Source organism: Lacinutrix sp. Hel_I_90, from assembly GCF_000934685.1.
In the GTDB taxonomy this organism is placed as follows: Bacteria; Bacteroidota; Bacteroidia; order Flavobacteriales; family Flavobacteriaceae; genus Lacinutrix.
This window is the reverse complement of the sequence record NZ_JYNQ01000001.1, coordinates 2,750,081-2,776,075: the sequence shown is the minus strand read 5'-3', so window position 1 is coordinate 2,776,075 and position 25,995 is coordinate 2,750,081. Positions and strand designations below refer to the sequence as shown.

At 34.1% G+C, this 25,995-nt stretch carries 22 protein-coding genes and 1 tRNA gene; 10 read left to right on the top strand and 13 right to left on the bottom strand.

Going from position 1 to position 25,995, the window contains the following annotated elements; genetic code table 11:
* Positions 1 to 1,089 (bottom strand): ABC transporter permease, encoded by a 1,089-nt coding sequence (locus GQ46_RS12245; RefSeq protein ID WP_044402407.1) that lies wholly within the window; start codon positions 1,087 to 1,089, stop codon positions 1 to 3.
* 7 nt (positions 1,090 to 1,096) lie between these two features.
* On the bottom strand, positions 1,097 to 3,238 hold the full coding sequence (locus GQ46_RS12240) for a carboxy terminal-processing peptidase (RefSeq protein WP_044402403.1): 2,142 nt from the start codon (positions 3,236 to 3,238) through the stop codon (positions 1,097 to 1,099).
* Positions 3,239 to 3,405: 167 nt separating this feature from the next.
* On the opposite strand from GQ46_RS12240, the gene surE reads away from it, so the two are divergent.
* The 6 genes from surE to GQ46_RS12210 are packed head-to-tail and all read left to right on the top strand — an operon-like array spanning position 3,406 to position 8,847.
* Positions 3,406 to 4,182, top strand: a complete 777-nt coding sequence (gene surE, locus GQ46_RS12235; RefSeq protein WP_044402399.1) for a 5'/3'-nucleotidase SurE — start codon at positions 3,406 to 3,408, stop codon at positions 4,180 to 4,182.
* Complete coding sequence (locus GQ46_RS12230) at positions 4,175 to 4,462, top strand: hypothetical protein (protein WP_044402396.1); 288 nt, start codon at positions 4,175 to 4,177, stop codon at positions 4,460 to 4,462. The genes surE and GQ46_RS12230 overlap by 8 nt, the downstream gene beginning before the upstream one ends.
* Positions 4,463 to 4,465: 3 nt before the next feature.
* A complete protein-coding gene (lpxB, locus tag GQ46_RS12225; RefSeq protein ID WP_044402392.1) occupies positions 4,466 to 5,581 on the top strand; it encodes a lipid-A-disaccharide synthase in 1,116 nt (371 codons plus the stop codon).
* A 7-nt stretch (positions 5,582 to 5,588) separates the two neighbouring features.
* On the top strand, positions 5,589 to 6,131 hold the full coding sequence (locus tag GQ46_RS12220; RefSeq protein ID WP_044402389.1) for a C40 family peptidase: 543 nt from the start codon (positions 5,589 to 5,591) through the stop codon (positions 6,129 to 6,131).
* Positions 6,132 to 6,189: 58 nt separating this feature from the next.
* Positions 6,190 to 6,795, top strand: coding sequence for a C40 family peptidase (locus tag GQ46_RS12215; protein WP_082041807.1), 606 nt, complete (start codon positions 6,190 to 6,192; stop codon positions 6,793 to 6,795).
* A gap of 24 nt (positions 6,796 to 6,819) precedes the next feature.
* Complete coding sequence (locus GQ46_RS12210; RefSeq protein WP_044402387.1) at positions 6,820 to 8,847, top strand: ComEC/Rec2 family competence protein; 2,028 nt, start codon at positions 6,820 to 6,822, stop codon at positions 8,845 to 8,847.
* A gap of 5 nt (positions 8,848 to 8,852) precedes the next feature.
* Here GQ46_RS12210 and GQ46_RS12205 read toward each other — a convergent pair whose 3' ends face one another.
* The 3 genes from GQ46_RS12205 to GQ46_RS12195 all read right to left on the bottom strand — a co-directional run bounded on the left by GQ46_RS12205 (position 8,853) and on the right by GQ46_RS12195 (position 13,349).
* The gene (locus GQ46_RS12205; RefSeq protein WP_044402385.1) at positions 8,853 to 9,401 is read right to left on the bottom strand and encodes a thioredoxin fold domain-containing protein; all 549 of its coding nucleotides are present in this window, start codon (positions 9,399 to 9,401) and stop codon (positions 8,853 to 8,855) included.
* A 101-nt stretch (positions 9,402 to 9,502) separates the two neighbouring features.
* The gene (locus tag GQ46_RS12200; protein WP_044402384.1) at positions 9,503 to 11,092 is read right to left on the bottom strand and encodes a peptide MFS transporter; all 1,590 of its coding nucleotides are present in this window, start codon (positions 11,090 to 11,092) and stop codon (positions 9,503 to 9,505) included.
* 25 nt (positions 11,093 to 11,117) lie between these two features.
* On the bottom strand, positions 11,118 to 13,349 hold the full coding sequence (locus GQ46_RS12195; protein WP_044402381.1) for a S9 family peptidase: 2,232 nt from the start codon (positions 13,347 to 13,349) through the stop codon (positions 11,118 to 11,120).
* Between the two features lie 147 nt (positions 13,350 to 13,496).
* Here GQ46_RS12195 and GQ46_RS12190 point away from each other — a divergent pair, with 147 nt between their 5' ends.
* Both GQ46_RS12190 and GQ46_RS12185 read left to right on the top strand, forming a co-directional pair.
* Positions 13,497 to 14,795, top strand: a complete 1,299-nt coding sequence (locus GQ46_RS12190) for a hydroxymethylglutaryl-CoA reductase, degradative (protein ID WP_044402378.1) — start codon at positions 13,497 to 13,499, stop codon at positions 14,793 to 14,795.
* On the top strand, positions 14,795 to 15,724 hold the full coding sequence (locus GQ46_RS12185; protein WP_044402375.1) for a GYDIA family GHMP kinase: 930 nt from the start codon (positions 14,795 to 14,797) through the stop codon (positions 15,722 to 15,724). Before GQ46_RS12190 ends, GQ46_RS12185 begins: the two co-directional genes overlap by 1 nt.
* Positions 15,725 to 15,791: 67 nt before the next feature.
* On the opposite strand, the gene GQ46_RS12180 is transcribed toward GQ46_RS12185, so the two are convergent.
* The 7 genes from GQ46_RS12180 to GQ46_RS12145 form a co-directional block, all read right to left on the bottom strand.
* On the bottom strand, positions 15,792 to 16,196 hold the full coding sequence (locus GQ46_RS12180) for a hypothetical protein (RefSeq protein ID WP_156133198.1): 405 nt from the start codon (positions 16,194 to 16,196) through the stop codon (positions 15,792 to 15,794).
* 10 nt (positions 16,197 to 16,206) lie between these two features.
* Positions 16,207 to 18,336 (bottom strand): peptidylprolyl isomerase, encoded by a 2,130-nt coding sequence (locus GQ46_RS12175; protein WP_044402368.1) that lies wholly within the window; start codon positions 18,334 to 18,336, stop codon positions 16,207 to 16,209.
* Positions 18,337 to 18,480: 144 nt separating this feature from the next.
* Positions 18,481 to 19,773, bottom strand: coding sequence for a hemolysin family protein (locus GQ46_RS12170; RefSeq protein WP_044402365.1), 1,293 nt, complete (start codon positions 19,771 to 19,773; stop codon positions 18,481 to 18,483).
* Between the two features lie 260 nt (positions 19,774 to 20,033).
* Positions 20,034 to 20,591, bottom strand: coding sequence for an LPS export ABC transporter periplasmic protein LptC (lptC, locus tag GQ46_RS12160; protein WP_044402360.1), 558 nt, complete (start codon positions 20,589 to 20,591; stop codon positions 20,034 to 20,036).
* Positions 20,591 to 21,925, bottom strand: coding sequence for a tetratricopeptide repeat protein (locus GQ46_RS12155; RefSeq protein WP_044405021.1), 1,335 nt, complete (start codon positions 21,923 to 21,925; stop codon positions 20,591 to 20,593). The genes lptC and GQ46_RS12155 overlap by 1 nt, the downstream gene beginning before the upstream one ends.
* Positions 21,926 to 21,947: 22 nt before the next feature.
* The gene (locus GQ46_RS12150; RefSeq protein ID WP_044402357.1) at positions 21,948 to 23,264 is read right to left on the bottom strand and encodes a membrane protein; all 1,317 of its coding nucleotides are present in this window, start codon (positions 23,262 to 23,264) and stop codon (positions 21,948 to 21,950) included.
* Positions 23,264 to 23,992, bottom strand: coding sequence for a type III pantothenate kinase (locus GQ46_RS12145; RefSeq protein WP_044402354.1), 729 nt, complete (start codon positions 23,990 to 23,992; stop codon positions 23,264 to 23,266). The genes GQ46_RS12150 and GQ46_RS12145 overlap by 1 nt, the downstream gene beginning before the upstream one ends.
* 103 nt (positions 23,993 to 24,095) lie before the next feature.
* On the opposite strand from GQ46_RS12145, the gene GQ46_RS12140 reads away from it, so the two are divergent.
* Positions 24,096 to 24,171: transfer RNA gene (locus GQ46_RS12140), tRNA-Phe, on the top strand.
* A 125-nt stretch (positions 24,172 to 24,296) separates the two neighbouring features.
* On the opposite strand, the gene GQ46_RS12135 is transcribed toward GQ46_RS12140, so the two are convergent.
* Positions 24,297 to 25,187 (bottom strand): mechanosensitive ion channel family protein, encoded by an 891-nt coding sequence (locus tag GQ46_RS12135; RefSeq protein ID WP_044402351.1) that lies wholly within the window; start codon positions 25,185 to 25,187, stop codon positions 24,297 to 24,299.
* A gap of 584 nt (positions 25,188 to 25,771) precedes the next feature.
* Here GQ46_RS12135 and GQ46_RS12130 point away from each other — a divergent pair.
* A complete protein-coding gene (locus tag GQ46_RS12130) occupies positions 25,772 to 25,993 on the top strand; it encodes a hypothetical protein (RefSeq protein WP_044402349.1) in 222 nt (73 codons plus the stop codon).
* The last annotated feature ends 2 nt before the right edge of the window (positions 25,994 to 25,995 follow it).

Sequence of the window (25,995 nt, the reverse complement as noted above, 5' to 3'; positions counted from 1 at the left end):
TCAACTCTTTACATCTAGAGCATCACGAAGCGCGTTTCCAATTAACATGAAAGCCATTACTAAGGTCATAATACACAAGCCTGGAATAATGGCTAAATAAGGCTTTCCTAAAATAATATAATTATAGTGGTCTTTTATCATCGCTCCCCAACTCGCCATTGGTGGCTGTGCGCCAATACCTAAAAAACTTAAACCAGATTCTATTAAAATTGCTGCTGCAAAATTAGCTGCACAAATAACAATAACTGGTGCCATAATATTAGGTAAAATATGCTTGGTGATAATGCGGTAATTATTATAACCCAAAGCGCGTGCTGCAGTAACATACTGCAACTCTTTAGCACTTATGATTTGTCCACGAACGACTCTGGCGACTTCCACCCACATCGTTAAACCCACTGCAATAAACACTTGCCAAAACCCTTTTCCCAAAGCTAAGGTGATTGCAATAACCAACAATAATGTTGGAATCGACCAGGTGACGTTAATAATCCACATAATGAACGCGTCTGCCTTGCCACCAAAGTAACCTGCAATACTTCCCATGAATATTCCAATAACTAAAGAAATAAATACAGCCACAAAACCTATAAAAAAGGAAATACGCGCACCAACTAAGACACGACTTAATAAATCACGACCATATTTATCGGTTCCTAGGTAGAATGTTTTTTCTGTAATTAAAGTTTCTGGTGGTTGAGCTGTTTTAGTTAAATACGTTTTGTCTAAACCTTCCATCCCATCTGCAGCATATTCGGTATAGTTGATCGTTTGGCCCTGAATTTCATAATTTGAAATAGGTATTTCGGTTTCCGTATTTACGGTTCCAAAGAAGAGCTTGTCAAAGACATTTTGCTGGTTTTTTATTTCTGAAGGTTGCGTAAGCATTGTCACCTTAAAACCAGGTCTTTTCGAATGAATAGACACATGCATTTGGTTGGCATTCTGCGAATTATCAGGTGCAAATACGTAAGCAAAAACAGAGACACTCCCAATAAATACGATAAACCAAAAACTAAAAACGCCCCAAAAATTCCTTTTGAATTTTTGGAGCGCTAATGTGCTTAATGAGTTCGTACTTGCACTCATTCTTATTTTAGTTTTTTAAGGTCGCTACTTTCTTTATTTCGTAAGTCATTTTTAAATCGTTAAGCACATTTAATGCTTCATCCATATAAACATCCTGACTTAAACTTTCATGCCAGCGCACACGCTTTTCCTTTAAAACAGTGTCTTTTTTAAAAAGTTGTTTTTCGTATGGTAGTGATTCAAATGTTAAATTAGTTTTATACTTACCAATCGCATCATACTCTTCTGCTTCTTTCTCATTTGCTTTTTGTTCCGCCTTATAAATAGCATAGTTAAGTGAGTATGTATTATCATCCATTTGTGTTTTTATCCACCTAGCATTTTTCTCAATTAATTTTAACTGTTCATTATTAGCCATTCGTGCTTTACTGTTACTTATGGTTGTGTCATAATCGAAATAACTATTCCAGAAATCATAATCTACTGCCTCAATCTTATCCCAAGGCAATGGGTTATGCTGGTCGCGTTCTCCAATCTCTACAAAACTGTAGCGATCTGGAACAACAACATCACTCTTTACACCTTCTAATTGTGTAGAACCTCCATTTATTCTATAAAACTTCTGCCTTGTAATTTTAATGGCGCCTAAATCGCCATGGGAACTGTTTCTCACCATTCGATTTAAATCTAAAATATTTTGAACGGTTCCTTTACCATAGGTTTGCTTACTTCCAATAATAATGGCGCGTTTGTAATCCTGCATTGCTGCCGCCAAAATCTCTGAAGCAGAAGCTGATAACTCATTAACTAGAATTACTAATGGGCCGTCCCAAACAATTGATTCGTCTTCATCTTCCAATACTTCTTTTGGTTCATTTGTAGAACGCACCTGAACAATTGGTCCGTCTTTTATAAATAATCCAGCAATATCTACAACTGTTTTTAATGAGCCCCCTCCATTGTTTCTTAGGTCTAAAACTAAACCTTCAATGTTTTGCTCCTTTAGTCTTTCAATTTCCTGCCTAACATCTGAAGCCGAATTACGCTTATTATAATCTTCAAAATCGATATAGAATTTTGGGAGATTAATAACGCCAAAGTTTTTTCCATCTTTTACAACAGTTGAAGACTTAGCATAGGTTTCTTCTAACTCTACTAAGTCACGGGTGATGGTAATATCTTTAATCGTACCATCCACTTTTTTAACGGTTAAGATGACTTTCGTTCCTTTTGGTCCTTTTATTAATTTAATAGCGTCATCAATACGCATCCCAACAATACTCACTGCTGCTGCCTCTCCTTCTTGTCTCACTTTTAAAATAATGTCACCTACTTCTAGCTGCTGACCTCTCCAGGCTGGACCACCAGAAATAACCTCAACTATTTTAGTATAGTCCATACGTTTTTGAAGCCTTGCGCCAATCCCTTCTAATTTCCCAGACATTTGCTGATCAAAACGATCTTTATCCACTGGTGCTAAATATGAGGTATGCGGGTCAAATTCTTCAACGATAACATTCACATACATAGAAAACCAATCTTTTCGCTCCATGTCATTAATGTAATCTGTATAATAAACATCAAGATTCTTTAATGTTTCGCCTCTAGCCTCTACTTCTATTTCTTTAAATGATTTTTTAGCTTTTAATGCCTTACCATCAACTTTTATAGTATCTGTTTCCTGTTGTGTGATTAATTCATCATAACTGGCAATAGTACTAAACTTTAACAGCTTTCTCCAGCGCTCTTTTAATTGCTTTTTAGTTTTTACATACTCATGGTTTTCATAATCTGTATCAAAATCTTCACTAGCAGTAAAATCAAAAGGTTCTTCCAAGACCTCCTTGTAATAGGTTTGAGCTTCCAGCATTCTTTGAACTAAGCGTTCATGTGTAATATTGAAAAACGTAATTTCATAGTCACGAAGTTGATTATCAATCATCAACTCATATTTTTGAAATTCTTCTATATCTGATTTTAAGAAAAATCGTTTTAAAGGGTCAAGTCTTTCTAAGTATGTCTTGTAAACATCTTTTGAGAAATCGTTATTAAAATCTTTTGGCTGAAAATGTAACTGCGCTAAAGCCATCGTTACAATTTGAATTAAAAGTTTATCTTTATTTGGGTCGTTATCAACTTTGGCTGTAAAACTACATGAACCAAATGCCAGTAAAAGTACCAGCATGAGAATTTTATATTTCCTTTTCATAAGCGTTCTTAATCTTTTGTTTCGTTATTCTAAACGTAAAGTTTTACTAAAATAGTAGAAAAAACCGTGCCAACAATTTAATGATGCGCTAATTTTTTGTTAAACCACTTAAAATTAAAGATTCCTTAAGAAATTATGTATTTTTGCTAATAATTTAAGGCCTTTTAATGACTAAAAAACCGCTTATTTTAGTAACCAATGATGATGGCATTACTGCCCCAGGAATTGTGACATTAGTGGCTATCATGAAAACACTTGGAGATGTTCTCGTTGTAGCTCCCGATAGTCCTCAAAGTGGCATGGGACATGCCATTACTTTAAACTCAACGTTACATATTGAAAAGATCAGAGTTGCCAAGGGTGACTATGAAGCTTACAGTTGCTCTGGCACACCGGCAGACTGTGTAAAAATTGCTGTTAATGAAATTTTAGACAGAAAGCCAGATTTATGTGTTTCTGGCATTAACCATGGTTCAAATTCTTCTATAAATGTTATTTATTCTGGAACGATGAGCGCCGCTATAGAAGCAGGAATTGAAAGCATTCCTGCTATTGGCTTTTCGTTATTGGATTATAGTTGGAACGCCAATTTTGAAGCGTCAAAAAACTATGTCAGACAAATAGCAAAACATGTTTTAGAAAAAGGCATCGCAAAAAATACAGTGCTTAACGTTAATATTCCTAAATTAGAAAAAGAGGCTATAAAAGGCGTGAAGATCTGCAGACAAGCACGTGCTAATTGGGAAGAGAAATTTGATAAACGCCAAACACCGTATGGTAAAGACTATTATTGGCTAACTGGCACCTTTGTAAATTACGATGAAGGCACAGATACAGACGAATGGGCTTTAGAAAACGGTTATATTTCTGTAGTGCCTGTACAATTTGATTTGACCGCACACCATGCGATACAACAACTAAATACCTGGGAATTTAATGATTAATAAACAGATCATTATAGGATTAGTCATTGGTTTAATTACTACTTTTATTGGCATCACCATGTACACTCTTTTTATTGGTTTCCAATTAAATTTAAGTACAGACCAAATCATTAATAAAATAGTATCTCCCAGCGTTTTGGGCAAACGCGCAAGTATTGGAGTGCTTTTAAATATTCCCGTTTTTTATTTATTTTTAAATAAAAAAAAGGAAGCGCATGCAAAAGGCATACTCCTTGGTATTATTATTGTAGCCCTTATATTTATGATCGATAAATTTTAACTAATGAAGTACTACATCATTTCTGGAGAAGCCTCAGGCGATTTGCATGGCTCGAACCTTATGAAAGCCATACAACGTGAAGATGTTGAAGCTGATTTTAGGTTTTGGGGAGGTGATTTAATGCAAGCTGTTGGCGGGACACTAGTTAAGCATTATCGCGATTTAGCTTTTATGGGCTTTATAGAAGTGGTTCAAAATTTAAGAACCATCGCTAAAAACTTGTCTTTTTGTAAAGAAGATATCAAAGCCTACAACCCTGATGTTATTATTTACATCGATTATCCTGGTTTTAATTTACGTATTGCCAAATGGGCAAAACAAAAAGGTTTAAAAAACCATTATTACATTTCGCCTCAAATCTGGGCGTGGAAAGAAAACCGGATCAAAGCCATTAAAAATGACATTGATGCGATGTATGTGATTTTACCTTTTGAAAAAACGTTTTATGAAAACAAGCATCATTTTCCAGTACAATTTGTTGGCCATCCTTTAATTGATGCCATTGGAGATAGACATCAGGTCGATGAATACACCTTTAGAGCTGAAAACGGATTAAGCGAAAAACCAATTATTGCGCTATTACCAGGAAGCCGAAAACAAGAGATCACCAAAATCCTTTCTATAATGCTAAGCGTTGTCGATGACTACGCAGACTATCAATTTGTTATAGCAGGAGCACCAAGTCAAGATTATACGTTTTACGAGCAATTTATAAAAAAAGCGAACGTGCATTTTCTATCTAATAAAACCTACGATTTATTAAGTGTTTCAACTGCCGCTTTAGTTACCTCTGGAACAGCCACTTTAGAAACTGGATTGTTTAAAGTACCACAAGTCGTTTGCTACAAAGGCAGTTGGATTTCTTATCAGATTGGGAAACGTGTGGTGAATTTAGATTACATTTCTTTAGTTAATTTAATTTTGAATAAAGAAGCCGTAACCGAATTAATTCAAGACGATTTTAATACGAAAAACCTAAAAAAAGAGTTAAATAGAATCCTAGACCCTTATGAACGGACCAAATTTTTTATCAATTATTACGATTTAGAAAAAGCTTTGGGCGGAAAAGGTGCTAGTGAAAATACTGCTAAACTCATTTATGATTCAATAAAAGCTTAAACTTAAGATGAGACAGATTGCCCTAATGTTACTTATCGTTTTTTCACTTTCTTCTTGCGGAAGTGCAAAAAACAGGCGGGTCATTACAACGAAATCAAAGACCACAAAAGCAACACGACCTGTTAAAAGAACACAAACGGTTGTGAGATCTGCTACTCTAGAGCTACCTTTAGCTAAGGACATTATTAAAAATGCTGAGAAGTATGAAGGGACGCGTTATAAATATGGTGGCACCACTAAGAAAGGTATGGACTGCTCAGGATTAATCTATACTGCTTTTAAAGAAGAAAATATTACTATTCCACGCGTGTCTCATGCTATGGCAACATCTGGCGACTGGATAGATTTAAAAGAAGTGCAAAAAGGGGACTTGCTTTTTTTCGCCACTAAAAAAAACAATAGAAGTGTTAACCATGTAGGATTGGTGACTGCTATCAAAGATGATGACGTAGAATTTATTCACGCCACAACTAGTAGAGGCGTTATTACTTCAAAACTCAAAGAAAAATACTGGTATTTTGCGTTTGTACAGGCCCGACGTGTATTATAATATAAATTTTTCGTATCTTCAATAGGTGAAACCCCCAAAATTCACTGTTATAGAACTAATGGCTTGCCTAGTTTTAGGAATATTGATTGCTTATTTTTTTGCTATTCCTACTGCGATTTCTTTGTATGCCACAGTTTTTCATATCGCTGCTTTAGCCACACTCTTTTATTTTTATAAACAAAAAAAAATAACATCGATTCGGCTTGTGATTTTTAGCTTTTTGTCAATACTTTTTATTGATGGGTTAACTACGGGTTTTCATCAAGAAAAACATATGCCTACAGTTGCTCTTGCTCTAATTAAAAACGCTGAAAAATACGAGGGCACACGTTATAAACATGGTGGTACCACAAAAAAAGGTATGGATTGTTCTGGTTTAATTCGCACCGTATTTAAGGAAGAGAATATTCCGTTACCGCGTGCTTCGCATGAGATGGCAAAAACGGGTGAATGGATCGCTTTAAAAGAAATAAAAGTTGGTGATTTGTTATTTTTTACTACTAAAAAAAGAAATCCGCGCATTAACCATGTTGGCTTGGTCACCACTATAAAAGGTGATACTATAGCATTTATTCACGCCACCACGAGTCAAGGGGTTATTACCTCTAAATTGACAGAAAAATACTGGCTTTTTGCGTTTGTGCAGGCGCGACGCGTATTGTAGAATTTTTTTTACTATCTTCAAGGAGTGAAACTCCTAAACTTCACTATAATTAAGCTCACTGCTTGCTTAGTTTTAGGAATATTAATTGCTCATTTTTTTGCTATTCCTTTAGCTTGGTCTCTGTATGCAACGGTTTTTTTCATCGCCATTTTAGGTGTTATTTATTTTATATCGAAACAAAATAAATTAAAAACAATTTGGTTTGGTATGTTTAGCTTTCTCACCATGATTTCAATTGGTGTATTAACCACAAATAGTCATGAAGAACAGCAAGGTCCTTTACATTATACCGCTATAAATTCTGCAGAAAATCAAATTACATTTAGAATCCGAAAACGGTTAAAGTCTGGTCATTATAATGATAAATATATTGTTGATATTTTAAAAATAAATGCGGTTATGACCTCTGGCAAAGCTTTATTAAATGTTTCAAAAGACAGTTTGACAGAACACTTAAAAGTGGATGATGTATTGATTACCTCAGAAAATTTTAAAGAGATTACTGGTATTATCAATCCGCATCAATTTAATTATAAAAGCTACTTAGAAAAACAATACGTTTATAAACAGTTAACGGTAAACCCTGAACGCCTTTTTAGTGTAAGCAATAAAAAACACACCATTTATGGTTACGCTGATGCCGTTCGAGAACAAATTAACACCAAACTTAAAAACTACAACTTTCCACCAGATGTTTTAGCAATTCTCAATGCGTTGATTTTAGGCCAAAGACAAGATTTAAGTAAAGATATTTATGAGAATTATACAGATGCAGGTGCGATACATATTCTGGCCGTTTCAGGACTTCATGTTGCCCTCATTTTAGTGCTACTAAATACGCTATTTAAACCATTAAAGCGCTTTAAATATGGGAGACAAACTACCATCGCCTTACTAGTTCTTCTCATGTGGTGTTTTGCAGTAATTGCGGGCTTAACAGCTTCAGTAACACGTGCGGTAACCATGTTTAGCATTATTGCTATTGGCATGCACTTAAAGCGCCCAACGAACATTTACAATACCTTAGCAATTTCTGTATTTGTATTATTACTGTTTAAACCCTTATTTTTATTTGACGTCGGCTTTCAATTAAGTTATTTAGCGGTAATAGCCATTGTTGCCATACAACCAAAACTAGTTAAGCTATGGCAACCTAAAAATTATGTCTTATCAAAGCTATGGATTTACTTTACGGTTGGACTCGCGGCTCAATTGGGTGTTTTACCCGTTAGCCTCTATTACTTTCATCAATTTCCTGGCTTATTTTTTGTCGCTAATATTGTTATCATTCCTTTTTTGGGGATTATTCTGGGTGTTGGCATTTTAGTTATTGTACTTGCTTTGCTTAACGTTTTACCCGAATGGTTAGTAGAGGTATTCAGTTTAATTATATCTGGCATGAATAGTCTCATGAAATGGCTATCACTCCAAGAATCTTTTTTATTTAAGGATATTTCATTTACCCTGTTTCAGTTGTTTGCGGCTTATTTACTAATTATAGCGGCAGTCCAATTTGCGATGAAGCCTAACTATAAATGGTTGCGCTTCACCTTAGTTACCGTTCTATTATTTCAAGGGACTTATCTATTTTCAAAACTAAAAAACAGCTCACGTGAATTCGCCATTTTTCATAAAACGAGATATACTATTATTGGAGAAAAAACAGCTAATGCTTTTAAGGTCTATTCTAATTTGGATAGTCTTCAGCAGTTTTATAATTTGAAAGATTATAGCGTAGGAAACAACATTAAAAGTATTCAGAAAAACACCTTACCTTCCGTTTTAAAACTTAGTAAAAAACAACATTTACTAATTATCGATAGTCTGGGAGCGTATCAAATTAAAGGTTTTAAAGTAGATTACATATTACTTACACAATCCCCAAAATTGAATATGATTCGCCTGATTGATTCTCTTCAACCTAAAATGATTATTGCAGATGGGAGTAATTATAAGTCTTACATTTCACGCTGGAAGACGACTTGCATAAAACAAAACACCCCTTTTCACTATACTGGTGAAAGGGGTGCTTTTGTACTACCTATAGATTGAGTGTATTACTCTGAAAATTCTGCCGTAAAGTTTTTGGCGTACTCACCAAATTTGGCTTGCGTATCCATTGCTAAGTGGTCATCTTTTTTAAACATTTTTAAATACAACTCTAATTGCTTTGGTGTTTTATACCCAGAAATTGGTGCTATAAACTCTGCTTTTTCATCTAAAAACACTAATGTTGGGTAGGCACGCACGCTAAAGAAACGTGACAATTCATGCCCTGAATTTCTGCTTTTAGCTTTCGCAGGATTATAGCTTGGATTACCAAAGGTTTTATCCTTAAATTTTACTGTGTCGTTACCTTCTGCGTTGAATTTTACAGCATAATAATGTTTGTTAACATAGGTTGCAACATCTTTATTACTAAACGTATTACGATCGAGCATTTTACAGGGACCACACCAAACGGTATACATGTCCATCATAATTTTTTTAGGATTCTTCTTTTGAAGCTCAACAGCTTTTTCTAGTGTCACCCAATTGATTTCTTGTGCAACTAATGTTGCTGTTGCAAAAAAACCAATAAAAGCTAAAACAATGTATTTTTTCATTTCTATATATTTTATAAACCTAATTGCAAATAGTGTTCCAAAGTTACAAAAATACAAAACGCCCCAAAGAGGCGTTTTGTTAAATTTTGTATTGTACTGTTTTATTTTATACCATGCATCATTTTTAATAATGTACGATTAAGAGCTAACATTATCAAAGCCGCAACTATTGGTATTATAGTAAATATTAAAAAGAAAGTAGACAACCCATGCTCTTCAGAAATTGGATCAATATAACTTCCCGTAACACCACCTAAAAGATTTGCAAAGAAATTAGCTGTGAACCAAATTCCAAACATAAGACTTACAAATTTCACTGGTGCTAATTTACTAACATAGCTTAATCCCACTGGTGAAACGCATAGTTCCCCCATGGTATGAAGAAAATATGCAATAACCAAGAAAACTAAACTAACAGATGCCGTTTTAGCACCATCTGGTATTCCTGAAGCTCCATAAGCCAAAGCTGCAAACCCTAGACCTACTAAAAACAATCCGATGGCGAATTTAACTGGTCCTGAAGGATTGAATTTACTTTCCCATACCTTAGAAAATAAAGGAGCAAATAAAATAATAAATAAAGAGTTTAAGACTGAGAACCATGAAGCAGGAACTTCTGTAGTATCTGATTGAAACTCTCTATTTAACATCCAAATCACAATGCCCCAAATTATAACAAAACTAAATCCTAAGATAATATTAGCAAGGGCATATTTGCTGAAAGTTTGTTTAAACAACATAGCTAAAACCCATGTAATAACCAACATAGGAATAACAGTTATTATTGTATTTATAATTTTAAATGATGTAGCAGCACTACCTTCTAGAGCCCTGTCTGTATAGTCTGCAGCAAAAACGGTCATAGAACCACCTGCTTGCTCGAAGGCCCACCAAAAGAACACTACGAATAATGATAAAACACCAATAACAATCATTCTGTCTCTCACAACTTTAGAATTTTCTACACCTTCTACCACAGCTTCAATATCCTCTCCTATTTTTTCTACACTGTCTTCTATTACCTCATCAACAGCTCCAGTTTTAACAGGTGTTAATCCTATTTTACCAAATATTTTTTGAGAGAAATAAAATTGTAACATTCCGAAAAACATAAACACACCAGCGAGACCAAAACCATAATGCCAATTAACATTTTCTCCTATATATCCGCACAAAAGAATACCTAAAAAAGCGCCAGCATTAATACCCATATAAAAAATGGTGTACCCAGCATCTTTCTCTTTTCCTTGTGATTTATATAGTTGCCCAACCATTGAAGAAATATTCGGCTTAAATAAGCCATTACCAATAATTAAAAAAGTTAAACCTGCATAAAAGAAAACAGAAGTTATTCCTTCTAAAGCCATAGATGCGTGCCCAAGTGTCATAATAAATGCACCTAAAATAATTGCCTTTCTATAGCCCATAAATTTATCAGCAATAAAACCACCAATAATTGGTGTTAAATAAACCAATCCAGTATACCAACCATATAGTACTAAAGCATCAGCTCTATCCCATTCCCAGCCACCATCTATTAAAGTCGAGACTAAAAATAATACTAAAAGTGCGCGCATACCGTAGTAAGAAAAGCGTTCCCACATTTCTGTAAAAAACAACACAAATAATCCTGACGGATGACCTAATACTGTTTTTTGATTGGTTTCTGAACCTCCAAATTTAAATTCCATGTTTATAAATAATTTAATAGTTAGTTTATCCTTTAACTTTTACTGCTTCCATTTTTACGCTTGTGGTGCCTATTTTATCACCTAATGTGCGATCAATAAAATTAGTCATCTTTTTATATAAGTGTAAGCGCGTGTTGCCACCATAAATACCGTGATTTTTATCTGGATAAATCATCCATTCAAACTGCTTATCGGCTTGAATTAAAGCCTCAACCATACGCATTGTGTTTTGTACATGTACATTATCATCACCCGTGCCATGAATTAATAAGAAATCGCCTTTTAATTTATCGACATGATTAATGGGTGAATTGTCATCATAACCACTTGCGTTTTCCTGCGGTGTAGTCATGTAACGTTCTGTATAAATAGAATCATAAAATCTCCAACTGGTCACTGGTGCAACTGCAATGGCCATTTTAAAGACGTCATTTCCTTTAAATAAGGCATTACTACTCATAAACCCACCATAACTCCATCCCCAAATACCAATGCGCGCTTCATCTATGTACGGGCGTTGTCCTAATTGTTTTGCCGCTTCGATTTGATCTTCTAATTCGTATTTACCTAGTTCGTTTTGTGTTACTTTTTTGAAGTCCGCGCCTTTTAACCCCGTACCTCTTCCATCTACGCAGGCTACTATATAGCCTTTTTGCGCTAACATTTGGTACCAATAATCGTTTGCAACATTCCAGCGATTAGCCACTTGTTGTGATCCTGGTCCTGAATATTGATACATGAATAAAGGATATTCTTTATTGGCATCAAAATCAGCAGGCTTTATCGTCCACATGTTCAAATCATTACCATTAACACGAATAGTAGAAAATTCTTTTGGTACTATTTTATATTCTGAAACAACCTCTAAAACTTCAGCGTTATCTTTTATGGTTTTTATTACATCACCATTTGAAGCGTCATTTAATGTGTACAAAGGAGGTGTTGTAGCACTTGAATACGTGTTGATAAAGTAGGTGAAATCAGCACTAAAGTCGGCATTATTTGTACCTTGAGCTTTAGACAATCGTTGCTTATCTGTACCATCCAATTTTATAGAATACACATCACGATTTATAGAGCCATTCTCTACAGATTGATAATATATTTTATCTGTTTCTTCATCGTAGCCATAATAATTAGTCACTTCCCAATTACCTTTGGTCACTTGATTAATGAGTTTTCCTTTTTTAGTATAATGGTAGATATGGTTATAGCCGTCCTTTTCACTGGTCCAGATAATGCTGTTATCTTTTAGAAAGGTTAAATTGTCTGTTACATCAACATAGGCTTTATCTGTTTCTGCGATCGTCAAGGTCGCTTCCTTAGTCTTTGCATTAACCAACCATAAATCTAAGGCGTCCTGATGACGATTCATGTATTGTGCACTTAAGACCTCTGGATCATTAGTCCATTCAATTCTTGGAATATAAAAATCGCTGTAGGTTTTATCGACCGTTACTGCTTGCGTTTCATTTTTCTTCAAATCGTAAACATGCAGTGATACTATGGCATTCGCTTCACCGGCTTTTGGATATTTAAAAACGTTTTGGGTTTGGTATAAATCCTTACCATATACATCCATTGAAAATTCTGGCACAGCAGTTTCATCAAAACGAATAAATGCAATTTTATCGCTATCTGCATTCCACTCGAAGGCACGAACAAAACCAAATTCTTCTTCGTAAACCCAATCTGTAATGCCATTAATGATTTTATTCTTTACACCATCAGCAGTTACTTGTGTGGTTTTTCCTGAGGCTAAGTCTTTAATGTATAGATTATTGTTTAAACCATAAGCAACCATTTTTCCATTAGGAGAAAAGGTTGGCTCTTGTATTTTGTCTTCAGCAACTAATAGTAATGTCTCAGATTTAACATTGTAAACGTAGTATTTCGCTAACGTAGAACGCCTAAAAATAGCGGCTTCCTCTGTTGCTAAAAGCACCTGATTTTCATCGTCACTAAACGTATAGTTTGTAAAATAGTTTAAGTCTTTAATCGCCGAAGAATTCACCAATGTTTTTACCTTCTCTAGTGTTTTATAATCATAAACATCTATAGTAGTCATCCCGTTATCTCTATCAAGGTTCAAAACGGAGTATTCTTGTCCGTTATTCATAGAGTGCAGCGCATCTAGTCTTTCGGTTCTAAAAGTACCATCATTCCAGATGTCTTCTAATGTAATTAATTTGTTTTGTGCTGAGGATAAAGCGCTTGCTAAAAAGCAGAAAAGTAGTAAATATTTATAATATTGCATTCAGAATATTTTTATCTTAAAAGAATGCCAAGTTTACTAAAAAATAAGCAAAAAACCCTATTTATTAACAGTTAAATATGCAAACTACATTTCATATTCGAAATATGATTATGAGAACAGTATCTTTGCAAACATAATACCTATTGAATGAGCACATCAATTTCTGGCTTTTCTAAGCTTACAAAATCTGAAAAAATAGATTGGATTGTCACCAATTACCTTTCTAATTCAAGCACAGCAAAAGAAACTATAGTACAATACTTTAATGAAGATAAAAAACTTCAGCAATTACATGATGAGTTTATAGAAAATACGATTTCTAATTACTACTTACCCTTTGGAGTGGCACCAAACTTTTTAATCAATGGCAAGACCTACGCGATACCGATGGCCATTGAAGAAAGTTCTGTAGTCGCCGCTGCCAGTAAAGCGGCAAAGTTTTGGATGGATCGTGGTGGGTTTAAAACCACTGTTATTTCCACTACTAAAATTGGGCAAGTTCATTTTATATATGCTGGTGATTTTAATGTGTTGACTGCTTTTTTTAAAAACGTAAAATCACAATTAATTGCTGATGCAAAGCCTATTACCAGAAACATGGAAAAACGTGGCGGTGGTATTCTAGATATTGAATTACGAAATAAAACTGAAGCAATAAATGGGTATTACCAGCTGCATGCTACCTTTGAAACACTGGATGCCATGGGAGCGAATTTTATAAACTCTTGTTTAGAGCAATTTGCAAAAACGTTTAAAACTGAAGCAAAAAAACAACGCAATGTTTCTATAGAAATTATTATGAGTATTCTCTCTAACTACGTTCCCGATTGTTTGGTTAGAGCAGAAGTATCGTGTAAAGTTGAAGCATTAAAAGACAAGCATATCCCGGCTGAAACATTTGCCCAAAAGTTTGTACAAGCCGTAGCCATTGCCGAAGTTGAGCCCTATAGAGCGGTCACTCATAATAAAGGCATTATGAATGGTATTGACGCTGTCGTTTTAGCGACTGGCAATGATTTTAGAGCGGTTGAAGCCGGAGTACACGCCTATGCTTCTAAAGATGGAAAATACACAAGCTTAACGCATGCAAAAATTGAAAACGGCATTTTCACTTTTTGGATGGAAATTCCATTAGCACTTGGAACCGTTGGCGGATTGACCAATTTACATCCTTTAGTGAAAGTCGCATTAGATATTTTAGGAAAACCAACAGCGAAAGAACTCATGCAAATTGTAGCGGTTGCTGGTCTGGCTCAAAATTTTGGCGCTCTGCGTTCATTAACAACAACAGGGATTCAAGAGGGCCACATGAAAATGCATTTGATGAATATTTTAAACCAGTTTGAAGCCACAACTACTGAAAAAGAGACCATTGTTAATCATTTTAAAACCAATATAGTGACCCATAGCGCTGTTGTTTCTGAAATTGAAAAACTAAGACGCTAATGGAAAGGTTCTACAGCCACGGTAAATTGTTGCTTACTGGAGAATATGTGGTTCTTGATGGCGCAAAAGCCTTAGCTTTACCTACAACATTCGGGCAAACATTAACGGTAGAAGGTATTGATGAACCCAAATTGAGTTGGCGAAGTTTAGATGAAAAAGGGGCCGTTTGGTTTGAAGATGAATTTGCTCTTCTTAACGAACAGTTTGCCAGGCTGCTCACGACTCAAAATGATAACCCAGTATCAAAACGGTTGATTAACATATTGCACGCTGCTAAAAAGCTAAATCCGGAATTTCTGAGCACTAAAAAAGGGTACAGTGTCACTTCTAAATTAGAGTTTCCTAATGATTGGGGATTGGGGTCTTCATCCACATTACTCAATAATATAGCCCAGTGGGCAAAAATTGATGCCTTCGCATTGTCGCATGCCACTTTTGGTGGTAGTGGGTACGACATTGCCTGTGCGCAACATGATTCGGCAATTGTTTATGAATTAAATAAAACAATATCAAAAATCACACCTGTTGCTTTTAATAAAGCCTTTGAAAATAAGTTGTTTTTTATTCATTTAAATCAAAAACAAAACAGTCGTGAGGCTATAAAAACCTATCAAGAAAATAAAAAAAATAGTAAAGCAATCATTGTTAAAATAAATGCTCTCACTCAGCAAATTTTGGAATGTGATTCACTAAAGGCGTTTGAACTACTTATTGATGCACATGAAACCTTAATTGGAACAATCACGAATCAAACCCCAGTTAAGCAGCGCCTCTTTGATGATTATAAATATGCCATTAAAAGCCTTGGAGGTTGGGGAGGCGATTTTATCTTAGCAACAGGCACAAAAAATGAGGTTAGCACTTATTTTAAAGGCAAAGGCTACCACACTATTATTCCTTTTACAGAAATGATTCTAGAATCGCATTAACTTCTTATCAAATAGAAAGGTCTCGCAATGCGAGACCTTTCTATTTGATAAGAAGTATTAGTTAGCTTTAATTATCTTCACTAAACATATATTCTATTTCTAGGATCTGACCTTGTTCTGTTACACTAAAATTTTGAGACTTCACAATGTTATCAATGTCTAGAATTTTCAAAGTTGCTTCGTAAGGCTGAAAAGGCATAGGACTTATATCTACGTATTCTAATTTAAACACAGTTTGCAAGCTCACCACGATGTTTTCATAAGATTTAGAGAAGTTAGCAGTACTTGACAATTCCAAAACCTCAACATCATTAATCGTTGTTGTAATATTAGCATCTCTTACCGTTGTTAAATCAACTTCAAATTTCATCGTAGTTGTTTTAGGAAATGGAGAATCTGTAGTTGCTGTATCATCATCTTTTGAGCAACTAAATGCCAAAACGAGGAAACAAAGTAATAATAATTTTTTCATAACACTATTTTTATTGAACCGTATTCGCCCTATTATCCTCAATTTCTGCCGATACTTTTAAAGCATTATATAGCCTCGTATTGATTTCAGTGGCCTTTTTAGTGGATACTTGATTAGCGAATGACTGGTAATTATCTAATTTAGTTGCTGGTGTCTTTTTTATTAATTTCACCATATAAACACCCTTATTTCCTGTGATTAATCTGGAAGTTTTCCCTTCTTTTAATCCAAAAGCAGTACCTACTACTACAGGTTCTAATCCTGCTCCAGCAACTGTTGGGTTCTTCATATTAATGGCTAAAGCAGATTTAATAGCTTGTTTTTCAGCAGCAGCTAAATCTGTTATATTCGTTGCACTAACTCTGTCTTTAATCAACTTCGCTTTTTTCTCTTTTCTAATTTCTGGTAATGCCGTTACAGAAGCATCTTCAACATTCATTAAACCAGCTTCGTTCTTCTTTGTTAATTGTGCAACAATATAACCATCAGTTGTTTTAAAACGCTTCACATCGCCAACCTCTGTTCCGTCTTCAAACATCCAACGCACAAGACCTCTTTGTGGGCCTGCACCTGGAATGTTTTCGTCTAAAACTTTTACGGTATTTACAGGATTCACTTTTAAGTTTTCAGCCTTAGCAGCCTCTTGAAAATCTTTATCGCCAACCAAAACCTCAAAATTAGAAGCTTCTCTAAATATAGCATCTTCCGTTTCTATTGATGGTTCGATTTTTCGTTCAATAGTTGCTAGTTTGTAAGCCTCTTTTGGAGATTTTCTATCCAATAATTCCATGATATGAAATCCAAACTGTGTTTTTACAACACCTAAATCACCTACATTCTTAGTTATTTCAAAGGCGTTAAATTCTTCAACCATTGTTCCTTCTGGATGCCAATCATAAACACCTTCATTAGCCAAGCTCCCTTGATCTGAAGACATGGTTTGAACTAATTCTGAGAATTTAGAGTTATCCTTTTTCACTATAGCTAATATACTATCTGCTGTTTTTTCAGCTTGCAGTTCTGTTTTAACAACTCCAGGCGCAGGATTTAATGAATCTTTAAAAGGTATTAATATGTGTCTTACCTTTAAAGAATCGTATGCTTTTTTAACAGCTAGTAATTTTGTAACCTTAAGGCTTTGAGCGTCTTTATAAGGCCCATAAACAGCCCCTACCTTTAAGCTTGTTATACTGTCCTTAAGATTAGGAGAAAGATTGTTTACAAACACAAACCTGTCTTGATACTTAACCGCTGCATCAGAATTCTCATTAACAAAATCTTCAGCATTTTCTACAGAAACAGCCGCAAAACCTGGGGCTTTCTCAGTTTCTTTAGTAGCCTCATTGTATACCTCACGACCTTTAATTAATGTTATTAAAGCATCTTGAATCTCATCTTCGTCTTTTTTAGAAGCGACTTCTTCAAACTTTACATATTGAAAATTTCTAGAAGCTTCAACTTCGTATTTTGAACTGTTTTTTGTCATATAATCTTTAATTTCAGATTTAGACACAGACACCGTACTGTCTGGTATAGAAGCAAAGGGAATTTGGACGAATTGAATATCTACTTTATCATTCTCTAACTTATATTCTAGTTCACCTTCTGCTACAGTAGCTGTTGTAGCACCTTTAATCATGTTTATGTAATTTTGCTGCATAGCATTTGCCGCTATTTCCTTTTCTCCTTCAATCCATCTTTGATAAAACTGTGGTGATGATTTTTTTAAATCGGCAATGTATTGGTTCATTAGAGACTCATCAAAAACGCCCTCTGCATTTAAAAACTGAGGACTGTTAGCATAACGTTGCTTTAGCAAATCACGCATTTGCTCTCTACCCACTTTTAATCCTAATTTATCATATTGCGCTTCCATGACCGCTTTTCTAACCATTGCATCAAATACTTGATTCATGATTTGAGATTGTGTTGCGTTTGGGTTTTGTCTTGCTTCCACCTGAGCCATAAATTGCTCGCGAGAAATATCTTTACCATTAACAGTAACTACTGTGTTTGGTGACTTAGAGAACAAAACATCTTTGTTATCTAAAAGCCCTGATAATATAAACGCAAATAATGCTAATGCGATTACTAAAATAAGTACGACTGTTTTTTCTCTAATTTTATTTAAAATTGCCATTTTTAGTATTGATTTTAGGTAATATAGTGGGCGAAAATACCATTTTCTGTTTAATAAAAAAAGTAGAAAATCGCATTAATTATAATTATTTAAAATTGGGTAGCATTTTTAATAAAAATACTCCATAAACTCACGATATAGTGGTTAATCGTCTGTTTTAATTTTGAGTGAGACTAAATCTATTTTGGTGTTTGAAACTTCTAAGATTTTAAACTGAAATTTATCCATTATAACAATTTCATTTTGCTGCGGAATTTCTTCCGTAAAATCGACTATCATACCTCCAAGTGTTTCATAATTCTCACCTTCAGGTAAATTCAATTTATAGGTTTCGTTTATATAATCTACTTCTAATCGCGCTGAAAACGTATAGTTCTCCTCATCTACTCTTTCTTCTATTAATATGACGGTATCATGTTCATCATGAATTTCACCAAAGAGTTCTTCAACAATATCTTCAACCGTCATTATACCAGAAGTTCCGCCGTACTCATCTAAAACTACAGCAATACTTTTACGTTTTTTAATAAGTGCGTTTAGAATATCATTTGCCAGCATGGTCTCGGGCACAAACTCAACAGGCAAAATCATCGATTTGATGGTTTTTGGAGTTTTAAACAGTTCGAAAGCGTGCGCATAACCTACAATATCATCTATAGTTTCTTTATAAATCAATATTTTTGACATCCCTGTTTCTGTAAACAACGCACTTAGGTTAGCTACAGAATCATTAAGTTCTAAAGCCACTATTTCTGTTCGCGGAATCATGACCTCTCTCGCTTTGACCTCTGCAAACTCTAGCGCATTCTGAAAAATTTGAATCTCGGTATCAATATCATCGTGTGACTCAATAGATTCCATTTGTTCACTAATGTAATTTCCCAATTCTACTTTAGTAAACGCGAGTTGTACCTGATCACCTTCTGTTTTAAAAAAACGCTTCAGTACAAAGTCTGAAATCCAAAGCACAAACCATGATATATGCCAAAATGCTAAATAAAACACATAGGCAGGAAAGGCAAATATCTTTATAAATGTGTTACTATAAATTTGAAAGAATACTTTAGGCAGGAATTCCGCAGTAAATAAAATCACTAAGGTCGAAATGATCGTTTGTGAGAGTAAATCAAAATCGGTAAATAAAACATCTATAAAACCAAATCCCGTAGGCACTATTGTTTTAAACCAATTCATGAGTAAATCTCCCATAAAAAAACCATAGATCACCAGGGCTATGTTATTGCCAATAAGCATTGTGGCAATAAATTTTGAGGGTTTTGCGGTTAACCTAGACAAAATTTTGGCTAAAAAATCGCCTTGCTTCTTTTCAATTTCAATGTGAATTTTATTAGCAGAAACATACGCTATTTCCATTCCTGAAAAGAAAGCAGATAATAGTAAGGATACTATAATAACGATAATTGCCGTTATAGACATCTATTGTTTTTTGTTTTTGTCTTCATATTTTTTATGAAAACGCCTCCTAAAGAAAAACATAAAAGCGGCTAAAATGCATAGAAACAAAGATAGATAGGCGTGATTTCTATCGCTATTCCAAGTCACTATGGCATCGTATAAAAAAAACACACCTGCTACAAGGTAGATGTATTGAAAGATCTTTAAATATTTTAACATGTAAAATGATTTGTGCTGTAAAGATATATAAAAAATAATACAGAAGCTAAACCAATAGTTCTCTAATCTTCCTGAACCGCAAAAAGACCACTAATTTCAAGAACTTCGGCCTTTTTAAAATCCCTATCCGAATCAAAACCACTCCCTTTAGTGAGGTAGTCTTTAGATTTATAAGTCACAGGTAAATTGGTAAATAACCATTGCTTGTTTTGGTCAAAGTACAATTGCTCTGCAAATAAAGAATCTTTTTCAGAAGAGGCGACGATAACATTGCCTTGTAAGTCTACTAAATCTGTAGCGCTATAGATAATGGCATAATCTGCAATAACCCTGGTTTTTTGATTGTTTTCATCAAAAATATCTAAAACAACACCCTGTGGACATTCTGAATACCCAAACTTTCGGTTTTCAAAATCCAGCATTTTTGGAGTCATCAAATTAGCCACTACACGACCAGAGTCTGTACGTTTGGCGTTAATATCGATACCAACCCCTTGAGGCTCATTTTCTGAAACACCAATGTTTTTAATCTCTTGAAAGTTGTTTTTACAAGAAAAAAACAAAGTCATAGCTAATGCTATGACTCCGTTTTTGAATATATATTGTTTATTAATAATCATTAGTTAGGCACTGTTACACTTCTTTGAATCCAACATCCTATTTTTATTGTTTTACCACTCATGTTTTTATCAAAAATATCAACCTTGGTTGGTGCATAACCTCTATATGAAGCCGCTGCAGATGCGCTTCCTCCTTTATCTGCTTCTTGTGCAGCTAACCAATACACTGCTCTTTGATTAAAAGCATCAGAACCACAATCTTTAGCGCTACTTGCATACATGTTTGCTATTTGTAAGTATGGCTTTCTATTAGAAGGGTTTAGTTCAACAGATTTCATATAGTAATTTCTCGCTTGACTATAATTCCCTTTAGACTTATAATCATTAGCCTGTTGGTAATACAACTTCGCTTTTTTAATTGGATTTTTTTCTAGTCTAAACGTTTCGTCTAAATATTTTTGTTCTCCAGTAATTACGTATAAATAACGGGCGGTATCTGCATTTGGCTCTAAAGAATACTTTTGTTTTACAATTTTCACAAACATTGGATCTTCTTTACAATCTTTAGCATACAACTTGTTCATTGCTCTTTGTAACCATTGTGCGTCATTTTTCTTAGACTCATAGTCTTTTTGATACAATGGAATTAAGTTTTCACAATTGGCTCTATCTCCTAATTCTTGATCTACGCTACCAGAAATCTTATCTAAAACTTCTATCATTCGCTCATAAAAGGGCTTGTACTGCTTATCCTTTTTTGTTAACGGTGTTCCTGCCTCTTCTTTAGCCACTAACTTATTCAGCTCAGAAGCATTTTCAGCAACTTCAGTTTCTATTTTATCTACAACATCATCATATTTATCAAATAATTGTTGTGGTGTTTTCTTTCCAGCATCATAAAGGTTTACCATCATTTTAAAGTAAACATATAATCCCTTTGGACTGCTAAAGTTTTTTAAATCTGAAGTGTATACCGCATCAAATTCATTATAAATTTGTTCGTCTGTTAAACCTAACAATTCTCTGTTATCATATTTCAACTCAGCAATTTTTGAACCGTACTTCCCTTTAGGAGATTTACTGGCATAATTTACCATTCTTGATTCCCACAGACTAATTAACTCATTAATGTACTTCTTTTTTGCCTCTCCAGAAGACTCATCAATACAAAGTTCAAACATATCTTCTCCATATTTATATATGGCAGATTGATTATACTTTGGACAATCTTTTATTGCTTTTTGATAATAAGGATAAGCTTCTTTACAATTTTTTCCTTTTACCGCCTCTGTAAACAACGACAAGTTATTATTACACGCTTCATTGTCCTGAGCGAAACTTGTTGTTAGACCTAAAAATAAAAAGGCTATAAGTAGTGTCATGTTAGTTTTCATAATCTTTAATTTTAATGTTTTGTTAGTCGTATTTTCTTTTATCAAACCATCTATCGTTTAACGACAGACTCAATTGGACTTTTATAAAATTCTCTTGAATAAGATTCGCATTTGTTGTACCGCGTTGTCCTATTTCAAAACCTATATTGGCGTTAGAGAATGGATTTCTAATTGTACCAACTGGTATACCTATTCCAAAAGCTATGCCAAACTCTTTAATAGATTCGTTTTCTATTTTCAAACCGGTGTTCTCAAAGCGCAGGCCACCTCTATAAACTACTCTTTTCCAATAGCTTGTAAACGAATTGTATTCTGGAATATAAAATCCGCCGATAGACAAGGTTGAAGCATCTTCAAAAGTAGATCCTGTGTTTTGGTATAAGACATTTGAAAACTCACTTGTATTTTGCGCTGTATATTCTAAGCCAGCAAACCATTTTCTTGGTTCTCCTATTCCAGCTCCAAACGAGACTCTTGAAGGTAAGGTTAAGCTAGTTTCTTCTAAACCAGATGCTGCTAAATCACCTTCCATAGTTTCTATAGGACTTTCAGCTCCTGTTGTAGGATTAATAATGATACTTGAAAATGAGCGCTCATTTTTAGAATTTAAATCACTTGAAGGCGCATAGGTAAATGAAGATTGCAGCTCTAATTTATTAGTTATCATACGTTGGTAATGCAATCCAATATTAAGACTGAGACCACTTAAATCTGATCTGTTATTCTCACGAGACTGCGTTTGCAGCGGTTCATTTTGAGCATTATAATTAAACTGTATGGTACTATTTTGAATGTTTCCAAAATTATAATTAGCATCAATACCAGCACTTAATTCATCAGTAATTTGATATCCTGCAGATAAAAAGGCCTTGTTCAACCCGCCTTCTCCTCTAAACCTTGTATCAATATTTCCAACATCATTATTGGTCTCTAAGCGATAGCCAACAGCTGTATAGGGCAATAAACCAAAGCCGAAACCTAGTTTTCCCACCGGAATAGACAATGCTAAATAATCAAACGTCGAGGCTTTTACGCGATCGCTACCAAAATTACTTTCTAGTTCAGTTGATGTATGGCTACCGCCTACAGTAAACGTCACAGGGCGACTTTCGTTTTTAAAGGACTGAATATTTAAGCCACCGTAAGTTGCAGGATTTCTAAAATTAATATGAATACTGTCTTTATAGATGCTCAAGCCACCCATACTCTTATTTTCTACAGATCCTTTAAATTTTAAGGTTCCTATACCATAAAATGAATACGGTGAAGCAGTAGTTTCTTGGGCGTAACTTTGAATTGCGAAAAGTGCAATAAAAACTAATACAAGTTTTTTTATCATTAGTGTGAGTTATATTGTAAAATAAAATTTAATCCTTTTAAAAGGAAATCCGAGTCCGCAAATATGCTACTTTTAAATTGTTTAGACAACATTTTAGTATCTCCTCCTGTTAAAATTACTGTTAAATCTGAATATTTTTCGAGATACCTTTCAATATTCCCGTCTATTTCACTTATGACTCCATAAAAAACACCAGAATGCATAGATGTTGCTGTAGAATTACCAATAATATGATTTGGAATTCCGGTATCTAATAACGGTAAATTAGCCGTTTGATTGTGCATCGCTTTGTAACGCATACGAATGCCAGGTGATATTGCACCACCAAGATATTCATTTTCTGCAGTTATAAAATCGAAAGTGATACAGGTTCCAGCATCAATAATTAATACGTTTCTATCTGGAAATTGTTTTACAGCAGCACAAACCAAGGCCATACGATCGATACCTAATGTTTTTGGTGTCGCATATAAATTCTTAAATGGTAAATTAGTTTCGTGCGTTAAAATTTGTAGCTGAAACGCTTTTTTTAAAAAATTTATAGCCGTTTCATCTAGTTTTCCTACCGAAGAAACGATTGCAAACTCAAAATTCTCATAAATGTTCTGAAGTTTTTTTATTTCTTTTACACAATCTTCTGTTTCAATACGCACTTTGAGTAACATGCTACTCTGCTCAAAAACAGCTAGTTTAGTAAAACTATTACCAACATCAACGATTAAATTCATAGTTCAATTTAAAAAATGTAAATTTAGTAAATGAAATTTTATAAATTTTCTTTTGCAAGTATTAAAATTGAAACTATATTTGCACTCGCAATTTAATGCAACTGGTGCCTTAGCTCAGTTGGTAGAGCAAAGGACTGAAAATCCTTGTGTCCCTGGTTCGATTCCTGGAGGCACCACCACTAAAAACCCAATCTGAAAAGATTGGGTTTTTTGGTTTGTATGATTTTGTTTAAAAATCTATATTGAATTCTCACAACTTTTGAAATTGATCTTTGATCCGTTTTGGGCAAATAACAAAAGTAAATTACTCCTTTTTAACCGTGATAGGAATACTAGTTTGAGAGCCGTAAAGCTTAATTTCTGTAATATCAGCAGGCATGTTCAATCCGTTTTTCAAAATAACTTGCTTGACATTTTTAATCACATCGCTACGCACTTCTAAAGCTACACGCCTATATTCCTTGGTTTTAGTCCAGAATAATATTTTAAGATTCACAGTGCTTACCCCTAAAGAGTCTACAGTTACAAAACACTCATGTGTCTCTGTGTTAATAACCCCTTCAGATTTAAGAACAGCATCAAGGATGACTTGTTTTGCAATATCAATATCATCATCATAATCAATACCCACAATAAAATCTAGCCTGAAAAAACCATCTTCTGTGTAATTAAATACCGCTTTTTTGATGATGTCACTGTTTGGGATATACACGTCTCTACCATCAAAGGTTTTGAGTTTGGTATAACGAAATTGCATGGTCTTTACCTTACCAAAAATATCATCTATTTTAACAGTATCATTTAAGTTAAAAGGCCTATTAAATGATAATATAATTCCTGCAATGAAGTTTTCTCCTATATCCTTAAAAGCGAACCCAATCACAATAGCAGATGCTCCGGCCGCTGTTAAAAGCCCTGTCGCTATACCACCTAAACCTGCAATATTAAGAGCCAATAAAATAACTAAAATAATAAGGCCAAGTTTTATGGTTTTAGCCAGGAAATTAGTCATGAGTGGATCTTGCGTCCTTGCAGCTATAATTTTTTTAAAAAAGAGCGCTACACTATTAGAAAGTAAAAACCCAAAGGTTACGATTAATATTGCTATTATAATGTTTGGAACCTGATAAATAAAATCGTTCCAGTGCTCCAGTAATGAATCTTTCAATTTAGAAAGCGTCGTGTTATTATCCATATGTTTTAGTTTAAATCAAGGCCCTTTTTTTTCCTGATATTAACCAATTTTATAAGAACTCAAAGATAAAAGAGGTTAATAAGTTCAAATAAAATTTTGGCAACACCACTATGCTTCTTATTTTTTGACCTTTACACCAGCGACTAGACTTTAAAGATTTAGAAACAGTAGCTAATTTAAACATTTATATAATTTCAGACACTATTTCTTCATCCTATCATACATTCTAAAAAATATAGTTAAGGTAAAATCACTTTTAATACTAGATAAAATTAAATAATAAATTTAAACTAAAATAACCGAAATAGAAACATTTATAGGGCAACACATTGTTAACTAAGTACTATCTAATTATTTTAGACAACTCTGATTTCGCTTGATGTTGTTACCACAAACAAGTACAATTATAACTGCTTTTAACCCAAGAACATTACAGAATAAAAACTAGTAAAACACACTAAAATTAAGGGAAATAATAAATTATATAGGTTTAAACAATTTGGCTATAAAATAGTTTTATGATTTTCTTAGCATAATTTTATAGGTGTTTAATTATTTTTATGAAAATTTAAACAAAATTAACTATGGATTTATTATTAGAAGCTGAGAAGTTTGAAAAAGCTAAAATGAGTCATATGTCTACAAGTGATCGCGTTGTAGCCTCGAGAAAAGCTAAAAAATTAATTTTAGCAATAAATGAAGTTTATAAAAAGACCAAAGACGCTCACTTAATGGATGTTATGAAAGTCTTAACAGAGAAAAAACGTAAAATCGAAAAACGAATAAAAGGTGTTCCCCGAGTTTAAGG

Coding starts and splice junctions, on each gene's coding strand:
- GQ46_RS12230 (WP_044402396.1), top strand. CDS start 4,175: ATGATTAATAAACAGATCATTATAGGATTAGTCATTGGTTTAATTACT.
- lpxB (WP_044402392.1), top strand. CDS start 4,466: ATGAAGTACTACATCATTTCTGGAGAAGCCTCAGGCGATTTGCATGGC.
- GQ46_RS12185 (WP_044402375.1), top strand. CDS start 14,795: ATGGAAAGGTTCTACAGCCACGGTAAATTGTTGCTTACTGGAGAATAT.
- GQ46_RS12145 (WP_044402354.1), bottom strand. CDS start 23,992: ATGAATTTAATCGTTGATGTTGGTAATAGTTTTACTAAACTAGCTGTT.
- GQ46_RS12245 (WP_044402407.1), bottom strand. CDS start 1,089: ATGAGTGCAAGTACGAACTCATTAAGCACATTAGCGCTCCAAAAATTC.
- surE (WP_044402399.1), top strand. CDS start 3,406: ATGACTAAAAAACCGCTTATTTTAGTAACCAATGATGATGGCATTACT.
- GQ46_RS12195 (WP_044402381.1), bottom strand. CDS start 13,349: ATGCAATATTATAAATATTTACTACTTTTCTGCTTTTTAGCAAGCGCT.
- GQ46_RS12200 (WP_044402384.1), bottom strand. CDS start 11,092: ATGGAATTTAAATTTGGAGGTTCAGAAACCAATCAAAAAACAGTATTA.
- GQ46_RS12205 (WP_044402385.1), bottom strand. CDS start 9,401: ATGAAAAAATACATTGTTTTAGCTTTTATTGGTTTTTTTGCAACAGCA.
- GQ46_RS12130 (WP_044402349.1), top strand. CDS start 25,772: ATGGATTTATTATTAGAAGCTGAGAAGTTTGAAAAAGCTAAAATGAGT.
- GQ46_RS12215 (WP_082041807.1), top strand. CDS start 6,190: ATGGCTTGCCTAGTTTTAGGAATATTGATTGCTTATTTTTTTGCTATT.
- GQ46_RS12180 (WP_156133198.1), bottom strand. CDS start 16,196: ATGAAAAAATTATTATTACTTTGTTTCCTCGTTTTGGCATTTAGTTGC.
- GQ46_RS12135 (WP_044402351.1), bottom strand. CDS start 25,187: ATGGATAATAACACGACGCTTTCTAAATTGAAAGATTCATTACTGGAG.
- lptC (WP_044402360.1), bottom strand. CDS start 20,591: ATGATTATTAATAAACAATATATATTCAAAAACGGAGTCATAGCATTA.
- GQ46_RS12175 (WP_044402368.1), bottom strand. CDS start 18,336: ATGGCAATTTTAAATAAAATTAGAGAAAAAACAGTCGTACTTATTTTA.
- GQ46_RS12220 (WP_044402389.1), top strand. CDS start 5,589: ATGAGACAGATTGCCCTAATGTTACTTATCGTTTTTTCACTTTCTTCT.
- GQ46_RS12155 (WP_044405021.1), bottom strand. CDS start 21,925: ATGAAAACTAACATGACACTACTTATAGCCTTTTTATTTTTAGGTCTA.
- GQ46_RS12170 (WP_044402365.1), bottom strand. CDS start 19,773: ATGTCTATAACGGCAATTATCGTTATTATAGTATCCTTACTATTATCT.
- GQ46_RS12150 (WP_044402357.1), bottom strand. CDS start 23,264: ATGATAAAAAAACTTGTATTAGTTTTTATTGCACTTTTCGCAATTCAA.
- GQ46_RS12240 (WP_044402403.1), bottom strand. CDS start 3,238: ATGAAAAGGAAATATAAAATTCTCATGCTGGTACTTTTACTGGCATTT.
- GQ46_RS12190 (WP_044402378.1), top strand. CDS start 13,497: ATGAGCACATCAATTTCTGGCTTTTCTAAGCTTACAAAATCTGAAAAA.